Origin of the sequence: Lacrimispora sp. BS-2 (assembly GCF_040207125.1) — a bacterium.
Taxonomy (GTDB): Bacteria; Bacillota; Clostridia; order Lachnospirales; family Lachnospiraceae; genus Lacrimispora.
Window position 1 is genome coordinate 2,914,343 of record NZ_CP157940.1, and the last position, 14,958, is coordinate 2,929,300.

Sequence of the window (14,958 nt, forward strand, 5' to 3'; positions counted from 1 at the left end):
CCTTCCATCCCTTCCTTTCATCTGAATACTTGATCCGAAAACCTTGATCTTAAAACAGCCGGGGACTGACTATGCAATCGCCCGGCCGTATCTTTATTGGAAATCAACCAGAATTATCTAGCTTCATAACGCTCTAAAGCTGCGTTCTCAATTTCAAGTGCACGGTCCAGTTTCATATCCTTTAATGTCTGGATATAATTATCCCATTTATCAAAGCTTTCTGTACCAAAGATAAATTTAAGGGCCATTTCATCTACATAAGTATTAAGTTCATTGGTAATAGTCGCCAGTTCCTTAGACTCCTCCTGTGTTGGAGTGATGTTTGGAACCGTATGTTTGCCTGCATCTGGAACTTCCCAGACACTTGGACAATCCTTAACAGTAGGAAGTTGTAAATACTGCTCAAGATAGTTAAGATCCTGTACAAATGGTCCATTATAATTAGCACGAATGTATTTTGATAAAGACTGTGCCAGAGGCCAGCCGTCCGGATTATTCATGACCAAATCGGAATAAACAGCTTTTCCATCCTTCATCTCATAAGAAACACCTTCCGTACCATAATTAAACAAGTTATGTCCTGCCTCAGAATAACCGTAATCCAATAATCTGGCTGCCAGTTCTACATTTTTACAGCTGGAGGTGATGGCTGCTCCCACATCAGGGAACTTATTTTCCATATAGCCATATTCAGGTGCAGCACCCTTTTCTAAAGTTGGAGTTGGAGTCGGAACCAGCAAATAGTCAGGATTATTCTTCTGTGAACTTGTCATAAATACCTGCATACGGCTTGCTGCCCAGCCTACAGAAGCACCGGATTTATCACTGGTCATCTTTGCAGTTACCTGATCACTGTTAAGAGTAGCAATATCCTTATCAATCAGTCCCTCCTGATACCACTGGTTCATGGTCATCAAATAATCCTTATATCCGTCCTGAGCAGGCGCAAAAGCGACTTTTCCCTCATCATCTAATATAAACCATGTGGCGTTTGCAGCTCCTACTTCATAGGCAAATGCAATTGGATTGGACTGCTTGAAGTTGGTCCAGTCAAAACAAATAGGAGCCTCAGCACCCTTCTTTTCCTTAAATGCAGTCAGTACAGTATGCCACTCATCAACAGTTTCAGGAACTGGAAGCTCCAGCTCATCCAGCCAATCCTTACGGATGAAACCACCTACTGTATAGCGCAGCTTATCTTCGCCGCGGATGAATGGAAATGCAAAGTAATGGCCTTCATCTGTCTTGATCATCTTATCTACATCAGGGTTTTCTGCCAGATAGTTTTTGAGATTTGGACAATACTGATCAAAAACATCATTTAATGGAATGATGACTCCATCCTTAATTGCCTTTTCCGGACCGCCTGGATACATTTTTACCCATTGCCACTCCATAATGTCAGGGAGATTTCCATCGGCAACGATTAAATTAAACTGTTCCTTTGCCTGGTCCGAACCTGCTGCGGGATGCTGGAATTTAATTGTAACACCGGTCTGTTCTTGTAACGCTTTTCCAAATTCCGTTTCGCCTAAATTAGTATAGTTAGCTGATACGTTGGGATTTAGCTGAAGCCAATAGGTAAGATCTCCTCCCTTAGCCAACGGATAAGATACCTCTCCCCCTGCTTCTGCATTAGAACCGGCTTCTGCTGTTTTTGTTGTTTCTTTTGTGTCACTGCCTGCAGCTGAATTTCCCCCTGTTTTACTTCCACATCCTGCCAGCAGAGAAGTGACAGTAACCATTGCTGTTAAAATAGCAATCGGCTTTTTAAAACTTTTCTTCATGAACCTTCCTCCTTATCCTTGTGCATCTTGCACATCTTTTCTCTATACTATATACGCTTTTATGTATATTTTATATATTCAAATATTAAAAAAGGTTGACAAAATCACATGATTCCGTCAACCTTTTTTGACTAAAACTAAAATTCATATACAATTTATCGAATCCCTACCGCCCGCTCTTTAATTGCCCAGGCGTTGCTCCTGTAAATTTCTTAAAGGTTCTGATAAATGTGGAGCTGTCCCGAAAACCTACTCTCTCAGCTACCTCGACCACATTAATTCCCTCTGCCAAAAGTTTCTCTGCTTCATCGATCCGCTTTTGATTGATGACCTTTAGGAGACTTTCGCCTGTGTGTTTTTTATAAATGGAGGAAAGATAAGCAGGGGTCATATGAAAATGCAGTCCTGTCTGAGAAATATTTAAGTCAGGGTCGCTGAAATTCTCCTGAATATACTTCTGTATCTTTTCACATAATTGTTGGTTTTGTCCGTATTCTCTGGAATTATCAGGGGATTTACACAATTTCTCAACTGCTTCTCTAAAGGTTTCCTTGATTTTCTCAAGAGGCATTTTCACGGAAATACCCTTTAATCCTAAATCTTCATCAGAAACCTCCTCTACCTCCTGTGCCCCTTTCATAATTGTTCCCATTAAATCATACAGAAGGCATTTTAACATAGCCAGAGACGCCTTGTTGTCCAGATAATTGACATCCAGAATTTTGTTAATATAGGAAGAAGCCAATGTGCTGTTACGGTCCTTGATTGCTGCAATAATCCGCAGTTCCTGATTGGTTGGATAATCGTATTTTTTATGGGAACTGTTTTTAATATCCCGGTAGCTGATATATTCAGGATCCAGAACAGCCACAAATTCCTCTGCTTCCCTTGCTTCCATATAAGATAAATGAATTCCCTCCAATCCCTTATGAGCTTCTCCTGCCAATACAACCGCCATGAATCCAAAATTCTCATAAATATATTTCTGCATTGCATCTATGATTTCTTCTGACCTTTCATCATATCCTGCAGCAGTATCAGGAATGTTGGCAATCATTGCAACGGTATCGCCCAGCTCCACCTTTTCCTGACTAAAACTGCCTGCAATTCCTTCGCCGAACACATTTCCAACAATAAACTTTCTCAGACTGTTTATTTGTATGTATTCTTCCTGGTTTTCCTCCCGAGGGGAATCGTCCTTTATGGTAAAAAGCAGTACAAGGTTGCTTTCTTCCCGGAACTTCTTAACAATTGCTTCCCGATCCGGTGTATCTTTACTCTGTTCATAGGAATTTACCATCAAATCCATTAAATAATACTGCTTTACCACTTCCTGGCTTCTGCTCACCATCTGTTTAAAATCCGACCTTTCTGCCAGCAGTGAAATGGTCTTTTCCTCCAGATACAAATATTCATTATCAACAAATACCTCCTGACCATCATCGTGCTTCCGGAACACCTCCATTAAAACCTTCAGGGGATTGTAGTTAATTTTCATCATCTTGGAGGAAGCCCAGAAACCGGTAAACAGACAGATAAATATGCCAATAACAAAAATATTCTGCATTTTTCCTGCTGAGCCGGTTATCATTCTCTCAGGCATCAACAGAACGTATTTCCAGCTAAACACATGGGAAAATACGGTGCGTATAATATAATTTTGCCCATTCCACGTTATTTTCTGATCCCCATCCTGATACAGCTGGTCATATGGGATTTCAATGCTTGAATAATCTTCAGACCGGTTCATAATCTGATTTTCTTCGTTTATGATCAGCCAATCTAAACCTGACTCCCAGGAAGCCATTTCAATACTGCTGTTCAAGGCATCCATATCCAGCCAGATTCCGACCATAGCGGAGGATTCTCCAAATTCCCCTTTTAAGTTATTCATTGTCAAAAGAAGGGTGGGTCTTCCCTGAGTCCATTTGGTATTCATTTGGATCGTATCACGAAAATGATATTCAGACAGATGTTTTCTCAAGATTTTAGATGATTTTTTATCTTCCTCCCCAAAACAATAAAGATCACTGTACATGGAAAAGTCCATGTTTCCTAAAGAAGAAACCACTTTGTCACAGTTCTTAAAATAAACCATGATATCTTTGCAGTAATCGCCGCCTTTATTGATCGTTACCTTAATATCCATAATTTCATTCTGAGTCCTATAAAGCTGGTAAAAATCTTCAGGCCGAAATTCCTCCTTCACCACAGACAACTGCTGCACATTCTTGTTAAGAGCCAATTGTGTCAAAATATTCTCATAGTATTCCAGCTCTCTGTCACAGGTGTTTTTCACAGTCTGAATCAAACTTTGGTTAGAGGCATCCGCCTGTTCCTTTGCTATATAATAAGCATAAAAATAAAACAAGATTCCCATGATAATTGGGATTAAAAAAATGAAACCGTAAGATAAATACAGCTTTCGATAAGCCTTACCCTTATTTTTCATACCTTCTTCTTCCTTTAATCGTATCTTCTTATGGTGTATTTTAGCATAAATCTATACGAAACACAGATGTTTTGGTCATTTTTTCTTGTGCCATCAGGTCAAGTTCCGCAAAAAAACAAGTCACCATATCATAACTATATGGCAACCATTTCTTCATTATCGAAAGCAAATGATGAAAGTGACTCACGCTCGTCCCCGAAGCCGCATATGATATAACAATAGAAAAGGCAAAGGAGTTTCTTATATGTGCTGCCCATGCAATTTTACCCCCTACCGCGATGTAAACTGTAAGGACCTGGCCATCTTCTTTGAAGCCACCAGGGAATTACGGGGTGCAACCTATAAGCCCTACCTGGTAGCCACTCAGGAAGCCAGGGGAACCAACTTCCGCTTTATCTGCAATTCCTTCATGATGACCCGTCCCCCGCAAAATGCCATAACCATGGTATCCATTTTCAAACCCTTTTGCAAAGAAGGGGAAAAGAAGGAAGCAAAGGCGATCGTAACGAATATATGCAAAATGGGTTGTTATAAATGTTAGTGAAGGCCCGCAGAAAATATCAGGATATTATATCCCCTTTACCTCGCTGCGAAACAGAAAGGTAAGGTGATTTTATGAGATATATAAGACCATATTTGAAAAGTTGCAAAAACACAAGCTATAAAGCCAAAACCAAGATCGGAGATTGGATGTTATCCTGCCCCGATTTTCTTTCATTAAAGATCATGGGGAAACAAATAAGCGGCCTGCCTGATCATCATCTAAACGGTATTCTTTATTAATATCGTTTTGATCTGATCAAGGCAGGCCGCTTCTACGCTGCTTAACGTCCTAAAACGCCAGCCGGTACACATCAATCATCTCCGGTTTCCCCAGTGACCGGATTCCAGGCAAGGTTCTGGTTCCGTAAAAGGAGCATTTATCCGCCAAAACTTCCAAATCCGTTTCCTTTATCCCCGCATTCAATTCTCTTAAGCTGACAGGCATTCCAAGGCTCTTAAAAAATTCTTCCAGTCTTTTGATCCCATTAAGAGCTGTTTTTAAAGGTTCTTCAAAGTTCATTTCTACATTCATTACCCGGACAGCCAGCTGGGCAAAACGCATGGGATCGGTTTCGCATACGTACCTGGCCCAGGAACAGAACAGGGCAGACAGTCCGGCGCCATGAGCAATAACCGGATACCTCCCGGACAGTTCGTGCTCCAGTTGGTGAACCTGCATCATAAACTCCCTTCCCAGACCGGTAAGCTCATTATGGGAAAGGCTGCCTGCCCACATAAGAGTGGCACGGGCCTCATAATCTTCCGGATTTTTGTCCGCCACGGCTCCCGCTTCCATAACAGAGGTCAAAAGACCTTCTGCGATCCGGTCGGTCAAAGGCGTATCCTTTGTGGTCCCTCCCAGATACCGTTCCAGGGTGTGCATCATAATGTCCACGGTCCCGCATCCGGTCTGAAATTTGTTAACCGAAAAAGTAAGCTCCGGATTGCAGATGGCAAACAAAGGGCGATGAGTCGGGCTGTTGAACCCTCGTTTTAAATCCCCCTCTTCATTTGTGATAACGCAGGATAAGCTTGTCTCACTTCCTGAAGCGGACAGGGTAAGAATGTTGCCGTGGGGAAGGGCTTTTACTGGAACCTTTTCCTTTAAAAAGAATTTCCATGGATCAATTTCCGGATTTGGTGTTCCGTCAGCAATGCACTTGGCCGAATCAATGACACTTCCGCCTCCAACTGCCAGGATAAACTCCACATGTTCCCTTCTGCATAGTTCCATGCCTTCTTTTGCCAGGGATAAAACCGGATTTGGCTGTACTCCGCCGAAAAGAACATACTCTATTCCATGCTCTCTTAAGGATTCTTCCACCAGTCCAAGCAGGCCGCTTTTCTTAACGCTTCCTCCTCCATAATGAATCATGATCTTACGGAATCCATATTCAGAAATAATGGCTCCTGCCTTTTTATGGGCATCACGGCCGAATATCACCCTTGTAGGTACACAATACTCGAAATTATTCATTCCAGCCTCACTTTCCGCTGCGGTCTAAGTCCTCATCTTCCGCATCATTTATATTCTTAATAGGGATTATACCACGAACAATTATTTTTTCCAATATAGATTCTCCCCCCTGTTTCCCTTCATATTTTTTAATGTCTTTGCATATCTTATATAGGAAAGCCCTAGTAATCTGCTTTCCTTTTTCATATGTAAGAAGTTCGACCCACCTGGCGGCTCATCGAACGGCTGATCTGCTGCATTCAGACCGGGCCTGGCTTGCCTTTATTAAGTAAATCATGCCATGGAATGACAAGGAGAACGCTTATGAACTTATTTAAAAAAAATATTAAACTTTCCAATGTATCCAGACACCATATCATTATTTACATAGAAGTCATCATTCTGACATTTCTTCTGGTCTCCTTGTTTTTCATATCCCCAGGCGGGAAGCTCTCATTTCCGGTTGTAAATCAGGGCAAAGACGCCAGTCCCTCAGAAGCAAAAAAATTCATTAAATGGGTGGATTTTGATGTGACCTCAAAGGCCATGCAGGAGGCCTTCCGTTATGACGTCAACACCTGTCAGTCTGAACCTCATCTAAACTGGGTGGATTTACTTGCTTATCTAGGCGCCAAGTATGGAGGGGACTTTTCCAGATATTCCACCAAAGACTTAGATGGACTTGCGGAACAGCTTCTTTCCGGCAAAACCATGGAAGAGCTGACTGCAAAAATGACCTATTATTCCTATTACAGAGAAGCCTATGGTGCTGTTTTGGATGGCCTTGTAGGCCAATATGAGATTCAGATTCCCTCCGAAAACGCTCCCCTTTACGCCACTCCTGCCCTGCTTCCCGACGGCAGCCTGGATCCGGATAAGGTTTGGGTAAAGAAGTATGGACTGAAAGGCTTTTCCCCCATTGCCAAGGGCTTTCCCTATAATGACTTTGACGATTTTGGAGTCGCGCGCTCTTATGGCTACAGACGGCAGCATTTAGGGCATGATATGATGGGGCAGGTAGGAACTCCCGTAATTGCAGTGGAAAGCGGCTATGTGGAGGCCATCGGCTGGAACCAGTACGGTGGATGGCGTTTGGGAATCCGCAGCTTTGATGGAAAACGGTATTATTATTACGCCCATTTAAGAAAGAATTACCCTTATCATAAATCCTTAAGCCAGGGCAGCATCGTTACAGCAGGAGATGTGATCGGTTATCTGGGCCGTACCGGGTACAGCCGGAATGAAAATACCAATAATATCAATGAACCCCATCTTCACTTTGGACTTCAGCTCATTTTTGATGAATCCCAGAAGGAAGGGAACAACGAGATCTGGGTCAGCTGCTACGAGCTGACTAAATTCCTTGCCATGAACCGTTCCGAGACTCTTAAAAACCAGGAGACAAAGGAGTATAACCGGGTTTATGATATGACAGATCCTGGAATCCCTGAAAATTTCATTCCCCCAGAACCTCCCAAGGAAGAAAATTAACCCATAAATATCACAGGGGCTGTTGCGGCAAGTGCAACAGCCCCTGTGCATACATTGGAGGAGATGTGTGTGAATTCCTTTATTTAGCTTTTGGCTGCTGCTGGGTAATGCAGTGAATATTTCCGCCCCCAAATGCAACCTCTTCAGTACGTACTCCAACGACTTTACGGTCCGGGTACATTTCCTGGATCTGCTGTAAGGCTAGTGCATCGTTTTCATCGCCATACTGGGGAACGATTACGCCTCCATTTACCACTAGGAAATTCATATAGGAAGCGATGGAGACCTCGCCATCCTCTCTTGGAAGAGTTCCTTCTACCATATCAATGGCATCTGCGCCGTGAAGCAGAACCGGCTTCTTAGTCAGGCAAAGCTTATGTACCTTTAATTTACGGCCCTTTGCGTCTACTGCTTCGGATAATGTTTTATAAGCTGCCTGAGCTTCTTTATAGAAAGGATTCTCTTCATCTTCTGTCCAGATGCAGGCAACCTCTCCTGGTTTTACATACTGGGCAACATCGTCAACATGTCCATTGGTTTCGTTGGGATCAATGCCATCCTTAATCCAGATGACCTTCTGGCAGTTTAAGTATTCATCAAGCATCCCTTCAATATCCTCTTTTGTCATATGAGGATTTCTTCCCTCACTTAACAGGCACATTTCTGTTGTAATAATGGTTCCTTCTCCATCTACATGGAAGGAACCGCCTTCCAGAACAAAGCCTTCGGTACGATAGGAATCGATTCCTTCTATTTCACATACCTTATGGGCCACAAGATCATCCTGATCCCATGGGAAGTAAAGTCCGTCTACCAGGCCGCCCCATGCATTAAAGGTCCAGTCGCAGCCTCTGATGCCGCCTTTATCATTGATGACAAAGGTAGGTCCGCAGTCACGGATCCAGGAATCATTGCTTGTCATTTCAACCACCCGGATCTCAGATGGAAGATGAGCGCGGCAGTTCTGATATTGTGCCGGGGATACACAAACGGTAACCGGCTCAAATTGAAGGATGGCTTTCGCAACCTCAGTAAATACAGCCTGTGCAGGCTTTCCGCCATTTCGCCAGTTATCCGGCCTTTCCGGCCATAACATCCAAATCTGTTCCTGCTCTTCAAATTCTGCAGGCATACGGTATCCGTCCTGCTTTGGAGTTGTGTTCTCAATTCTATTTGCCATAATTTATCCCTTCTCTTTCTTATTTATCTCTTTTTCTGTTTACAATCAGCTCGCCAAGTATGAGGAATATCACTGCCCCAATGGTGATCGGAAGAACTGCTTCCAGAGTCTCCGGATCAAAGCTTAAAGGAACTGCGGTGAAAATCAGCGCAACGATGATCAGTATCATTGGAACGGTTGCTAAAACCTTTAAAAAGCCATTGCTTCCCGGAACTCTAAAGGGCCGTTCTGTATCCGGGTCTATCTTTCTAAGCTTTAAGAATGCCGGAAATACAGGTATATAGGAAAGCAAAAACATAACCAGATTCAATGCGAAAAAGCACCAGAACAGATCCTGATTGGGTATTAAGGGAGCGATGATTAAAACCGTGCTGGCTACCAGACCATTCATGATGGAGGCGCCAATGGGCATATCATTCTTTTTGCTTCTTATTTTAAATACCGCCGGCATATCCCCATTCTCTGCTGAATAAGCCGCAACATTGTTTACTCCCAGGGACCAGGAAACCATATTTCCAAAAAGCGTAAGCAGAAAACCAATGGCAACAACTGTTACAATGACTCCTCTGGTGCTGCCGGTCAAAAGCTGGACACTTGCAACCAATCCGGTACTGGTACTGATCTGATCAGCCGGAATCGCAACACCGATTCCGAATGCCATAAAGATATAGATAGCAGCAATGACAAAACCTCCTGCAATAATGGCCTGGGGAATCTGCTTCCTGGGATTTTCCATATCATCCGCAAAGGTACAAACAACTTCAAATCCAAGGCAGTTAAATAAAATAACTGATATGTAGGACAGGCTGTTTAAATTAAAGCTTGGCATCAAGGATGCTAAGGTGTATTCGTTGGCAACTCCATGAGTAACCGCACCATAGATACCAAGGCATCCCAGGATTAAAGCTATGAGGATCTTAATCACAGCCGCCCCGTTTAAGATCCACGTACTGTCACAAACCGAATAAAAGCTGATAAAAACAATGATCCATACAAAAGCAAGCTCTATGATCAAGGATGGGAAAAATCCCAGTTGTCCTCCGGTCAAAAGACTAATGACCTCGGGGAACATAAGCGCCAAAGAAGCCATCCAAAGCGGAAAGTTGATCCAGTAGTACCAGGACACCCTTCCTCCCCATTTTTTACCAAAGGCTTTTGTCACCCAGTCATACAATCCACCGTCACCCTCATAGGTTGTCCCCAGTTCTGAGGAGATCAAGCCATATGGCAGCAAAAATGCTATTAAGAGGAAAATCCACCAGAAATACTGGGAATTACCAATGGCTGCCACCGGACTTGCTGCTTCTGCCACAAATACAACGCATATTACCGTCATTATGGCATCAATTAACCGAAACTTTTTCTTTGGCGCGTCTGACATAATTCTCCCCCTATCTGATATTTCTATCATCCATGAATTTCTCTAGCTGTTCCTTTGCTGCTGCGGTCTGAAGCTCACTTGGCGCCTGATCTCTCTGATACTGTGTAAAGTAAACAAGCAGGCCTCTCATTGCTGTCAGGCGGTTTCCTGCCTCTAAGAATGCAATGGAGCTATCGCTGTCAAGGACTTCATCGGTCACGTCTTCCCCTCTGGTAGCAGGCAGGCAGTGCATGAATTTGCAGCCGATATTTCCAAGAGACATTAAATCTCTGTTTACCTGGTAATCCTTGAATGTAGCAACACGCTCTTCCTTTGGAGTCTCGTTTTCATACAGTCCATACCATACGTCTGTGTAAATGAAATCCGCTCCCTTTACGCTGTCACGGTTATCGGTCACTTCCCATGTACCGCCGGAAATCCTGCAGTTTTCCTCCATGATCTTCTTGTGCTCTTCTACGAGCTGGTTGTTCTTTGGTCCGTAATGAACGAAATGCATGCCAAGCTTTGTGGTGATAAAGCCAAGAGAAGCACATACCTGTGTTCCATCTCCTACGAAAACAACCTTGCAGTCTTCCAGCTTTCTTCCTCTTGGAAGATGCTCTACGATTGTACAAAGATCGCCGATTTCCTGGGTCGGATGATTGTAATCACTCATGCCGTTTAATACGGGGATGGTGCAGGCTTTGGCTAACTCTACCACTGTGTTGTGTTCGACGACCCTGGCCATTACCACATCGATCAGCTGGGAAAGCACTCTTCCTGTATCACCGATGGTCTCATGTCCGCCGAGCTGGATCATGCCAGGCCCTAAGTACTGGGCATGTCCGCCAAGCTGTTCCATGGCTGTTTCAAAGGAAACCCGGGTTCTTGTTGAAGACTGCTGGAAAATCATTCCCAGTGTTTTTCCTTTTAACAGAGGAGGATTATAGCCTGCCTTGATACTTTTTTTAATTGCCAGGGACAGTTCGATGATGTCTAAGAGCTCCTCCTTTGTGAAATCGTTGGTATCAATAAAATGTGTAATTCCGTTTGCTTTCATGGCAAAGTCTCCTTATATGAATTTTTATTGTTGATCAGTTAAATGTGAATGTGGTGCCTGTTTTTCCGTCCAGGGCTTCAACCGCTTTATCAAGGGAAGTGATGATCGCCCGTTTTGACGGATTGGACCTTACAAACTTCATGGCTGCCTGAACCTTTGGAAGCATGCTTCCCGGAGCAAACTGCCCTTCTTCACAATACCGGTTCGCTTCCATAAGGCTAAGATGATCCAGATTCTTCTGATCCGGCTTGTTGTAATTGACTGCCACCTTTTCCACTTCCGTTAAAATCATCAGGATGTCTGCGTCCACCTGTTCTGCCAGAAGCTCTGCTGCAAAATCCTTATCAATCACTGCTGCTGTTCCATGGAGAGCGCCGGCTGGATCTTCAATGACCGGAATTCCGCCTCCTCCGCAGGTAATGACAATTGCCTTTGGCCATAATTCTTTTACCGCTTCAATCTCCACAATCTTTTTAGGAATAGGAGATGCTACCACTCTGCGGTATCCCCGGCCGGCATCTTCTTTCATAACGTATCCCTTTTCCTTTTCCAGTGCGTGAGCCTCTTCTTTTGTATAGAAGGGTCCGATGGGTTTTGTCGGATTATGAAAAGCCGGATCATGTTCCTCTACAATCATCTGGGTAGCGATGGTGACAACAGGAAAGTTCTGATTTCTCTTATTGAGCGCATATTTCAGGCCCTGCTGCAGATGATACCCGATATAACCCTGGGACATTGCCCCGCACACGTCAAACGGCATAGGCGGTGTTACATCTTTTGCAGTTTCAGATGCCAGCAAAATTCTTCCTACCTGAGGTCCGTTCCCATGTACAATGGACATCTCATATCCACGCTCATTTAGTTCTGCTATATACTCGCAAGTCTTATGAACGACTTCAAGCTGTGCGTCAGCAGTTGCTTCTCCTTTTCCTGACTGCAGCGCATTTCCGCCTAAGGCAAGGACTATTTTCTCTGCCATCAGTAAAACCTCCTTTTGTGATTTTTGTTTTGCTGTGATCTGCGTTTTGCCGCGTCGTCACAAGATGAAAATAGCAGTTCTCACACCGGTTGAGAATGCAACCAAAGGGTAGATATTTATAACACTTTTAACTCTAATCCACATAAACTTTCCTAAACTTTTGTGCAACATGCACTAAAAAATAGGCTTTTCATAAAAATTTGCAGTTGAAAAAACTTTTTTATTTGCTATACTGATGATGGACAACATGCAGACGAACAAAAGGCGGGAGACAGGTTGAAAGAAAACCATCTTTCAACCTTGAATTTGTGAATCAACTGGATATGCAAGCATATCCTCTTGATTCATTAGGAGACAAACTATGGAAAAAGGAATCATCTTCATTTACAATCTTGTTTTAATTACGATCTACTCCGGTATCCTTTTTATGTCTTTCTCACTTTTCTTTAATGGGAAGGAAAAGATTCTGTTATGGATCGGCATTATATTCGGAGCAGTTCTATCAGATGATATTGTGATTTTTGCATCAGAAATGTTTGGGAATTTTGCAGAGAATTATAACAGGATTTTCATGATCGTTCCGACTCACAAGACATTGATCTATCTCATCTTGTCTTTGGGCTGCCTGACCATTTTCAAGCGGCTGCTAAACAGAACAATTACCCGGCGTGATTATGGGATTTTAATGGTATACGTGACTTTCATGCTGTTTGTACCTGCCATGGACAACAGTGCCTGGAAGATATGGCTCTATTTCCTCCCAAGCCAGCTTTACAACACTTATTTAGGTGCAGAATGTTTCGGGATAATAAAAAAGAACCCTGAGGAATATCAGGATCCTTTCTATAAGTGGTGCAAAATACTTTTTTTCATTACGATTATCATGAATATCTCCATCATTGCCGAAGATACCATTGTGATCTTTAACTTTGATACCTATTCAAAATATTATATTAATATGAATAACAGGAGTTTTACCTCCGACATCCTATACCTTATCTATGCCATATTTTCTGCCGCATACCTTATGTACTACTTAAAGATATTATTAAAGAATAATACCATTGTTTCGGAGGTGACCAGCCATACCCGTGGAAATCTGCCCTCTGATATAGAAGAAAGCATTCTGTACCGCTTTAGCGAGGCTTACCGTCTTACCGCAAGGGAGAGAGAAATACTGAGGGTGCTTCTTATGGATAAAACCAACCAGGAAATAAGCCAGGATTTATACATCTCCCTTGGAACAGCAAAAACCCATGTTCACAACATTTTTCAAAAAATTGAGGTTGTAAAGCGTCCTCAGCTCTTAGAGGTCTATGCCGCCTACCGGGAGGAACAGTTAAAAAAAGAACCTGAAAAAGAAACGCCGTCCCCATAGGCTTCTGTCTACCGGGGACGGCGTGTTTTATTTTAGAAGATGGATAAATAATCCGCTGCGGAGCTTTGGTTCGAACCATGTGGATTTAGGGGGCATCAAAAGCCCTGCATCCGCCACATCAAACAGTTCCTGGATGGAGGTGGGGTACATGGAAAATGCCACCGCCATATCCTGGCTGCACCGTTTTTCCAGCTCTTTAAGACCTCTGATCCCTCCGATAAAATCAATTCTCTTATCTGTTCTGGGATCTCCGATTCCCAAAACAGGACCCAGCAGATTATCCTGGAGAAGGGATACGTCAAGCCCCTTTACCGGATCCTGGGATTTTAAGGAATTTAAAGCCTTTAAGCAGTACCATTTCTTGTTCAAGTACATTCCAAAGGACCCTTTGCCAGGAGGTGCGAAGGCTTCGGTCCCCATGCAGGCCACTTCAAAGGACTGCTCTGCTTTTTTAAGAAAATTATCTTCTGAAAGGCCGTTTAAATCCTTTACCACCCGGTTATAAGGCATGATCATCAGCTGGTCATGGGGAAACAACACGGAAAGGAAATAGTTAAAGGGCTCTTCCCCTGTATATCCCGGATTTTCCATCCGCCTCTTAAGCCCTACCTTTACGGCGGAAGCTGCCCTGTGGTGGCCGTCTGCAATATAGGTAGAGGGGATCGTGTGAAAGGCCTCTTCAATCAGGGAGATCTTCTCTTTGTCATGGATCCGCCATACCCTGTGGCTGATTCCGTCTTCTGCCACAAAATCATACAAAGGCTCTGTGTTTGTTACTAAATTAACGATTTCATTGACCGCTTCATTGGAACGGTAGGCCAGGAAAATAGGGCCGGTCTGGGCATCTGTGGTATCCACATGGCGGATCCGGTCCACTTCCTTTTCTTCTCTGGTGTTTTCGTGTTTTTTAATGACTCCATTTACGTAATCATCAATGGAAGAACAGGCCACCATCCCGGTCTGACGCCTTCCATCCATGGTCAGTTCATAGATATAATAGGCTTCCAGACAATCTTTTTTAAATGTCCCGTCCTCGATCCAGCCTTTCAGCATCTCCCCGGCTTTTTCATACACACGGTCATCATAGGTGTCCACATCATCGGAAAACTGGGTTTCCGGTCTGTCAATGTTTAAAAATGACCTTGGGTTTGCTGCCGTTACCTGGCAGGCCTCCTTACGGCTGTATACGTCATAGGGCAGAGCTGCTACCTGATCAGCATACCGTTCATCAGGCCTAACGCATTGAAATGGTTTTACACTTGCCATAATATC

The 14,958-nt window shown here is 43.4% G+C and carries 11 protein-coding genes; 3 read left to right on the plus strand and 8 right to left on the minus strand.

All coding sequences use genetic code 11. The features are described 5' to 3' along the window. Positions 1-113: 113 nt before the first annotated feature. On the minus strand, positions 114-1,787 hold the full coding sequence (locus ABFV83_RS13745) for an ABC transporter substrate-binding protein (protein WP_349944578.1): 1,674 nt from the start codon (positions 1,785-1,787) through the stop codon (positions 114-116). 166 nt (positions 1,788-1,953) lie between these two features. Then, the gene (locus tag ABFV83_RS13750) at positions 1,954-4,239 is read right to left on the minus strand and encodes a helix-turn-helix domain-containing protein (protein ID WP_349944580.1); all 2,286 of its coding nucleotides are present in this window, start codon (positions 4,237-4,239) and stop codon (positions 1,954-1,956) included. Positions 4,240-4,483: 244 nt separating this feature from the next. Here ABFV83_RS13750 and ABFV83_RS13755 point away from each other — a divergent pair, with 244 nt between their 5' ends. Next, positions 4,484-4,780, plus strand: coding sequence for a hypothetical protein (locus ABFV83_RS13755; RefSeq protein WP_349944582.1), 297 nt, complete (start codon positions 4,484-4,486; stop codon positions 4,778-4,780). 291 nt (positions 4,781-5,071) lie between these two features. Here ABFV83_RS13755 and ABFV83_RS13760 read toward each other — a convergent pair whose 3' ends face one another. Continuing rightward, positions 5,072-6,259, minus strand: a complete 1,188-nt coding sequence (locus ABFV83_RS13760) for an iron-containing alcohol dehydrogenase (protein ID WP_349944583.1) — start codon at positions 6,257-6,259, stop codon at positions 5,072-5,074. Between the two features lie 303 nt (positions 6,260-6,562). On the opposite strand from ABFV83_RS13760, the gene ABFV83_RS13765 reads away from it, so the two are divergent. Continuing rightward, positions 6,563-7,729: a M23 family metallopeptidase gene (locus ABFV83_RS13765; protein ID WP_349944585.1), complete on the plus strand. Its 1,167-nt coding sequence runs from the start codon at positions 6,563-6,565 to the stop codon at positions 7,727-7,729. Positions 7,730-7,808: 79 nt separating this feature from the next. Here the strand turns inward: ABFV83_RS13765 and aguA are convergent, their stop codons facing one another. Genes aguA through arcC form a run of 4 tightly spaced genes read right to left on the minus strand, consistent with a single transcriptional unit; the run spans position 7,809 to position 12,308 of the window. Further along, positions 7,809-8,909 carry an agmatine deiminase gene (gene aguA / locus ABFV83_RS13770; protein WP_349944587.1) on the minus strand — a complete coding sequence of 367 codons (1,101 nt, stop codon included), beginning with the start codon at positions 8,907-8,909 and terminating at the stop codon, positions 7,809-7,811. A 19-nt stretch (positions 8,910-8,928) separates the two neighbouring features. Next, on the minus strand, positions 8,929-10,290 hold the full coding sequence (locus tag ABFV83_RS13775) for an APC family permease (protein WP_349944589.1): 1,362 nt from the start codon (positions 10,288-10,290) through the stop codon (positions 8,929-8,931). A 10-nt stretch (positions 10,291-10,300) separates the two neighbouring features. Continuing rightward, positions 10,301-11,329 (minus strand): putrescine carbamoyltransferase, encoded by a 1,029-nt coding sequence (gene ptcA, locus ABFV83_RS13780; protein ID WP_349944590.1) that lies wholly within the window; start codon positions 11,327-11,329, stop codon positions 10,301-10,303. A gap of 34 nt (positions 11,330-11,363) precedes the next feature. Beyond that, entirely contained in the window at positions 11,364-12,308 is a 945-nt protein-coding gene (gene arcC / locus ABFV83_RS13785) for a carbamate kinase (RefSeq protein WP_349944592.1), read from the minus strand. A gap of 361 nt (positions 12,309-12,669) precedes the next feature. Here arcC and ABFV83_RS13790 point away from each other — a divergent pair, with 361 nt between their 5' ends. Continuing rightward, positions 12,670-13,686, plus strand: coding sequence for a helix-turn-helix transcriptional regulator (locus tag ABFV83_RS13790; protein WP_349944594.1), 1,017 nt, complete (start codon positions 12,670-12,672; stop codon positions 13,684-13,686). Positions 13,687-13,713: 27 nt separating this feature from the next. Here the strand turns inward: ABFV83_RS13790 and ABFV83_RS13795 are convergent, their stop codons facing one another. After that, positions 13,714-14,952, minus strand: a complete 1,239-nt coding sequence (locus ABFV83_RS13795; protein ID WP_349944596.1) for a DUF1015 family protein — start codon at positions 14,950-14,952, stop codon at positions 13,714-13,716. Positions 14,953-14,958 lie beyond the last annotated feature (6 nt).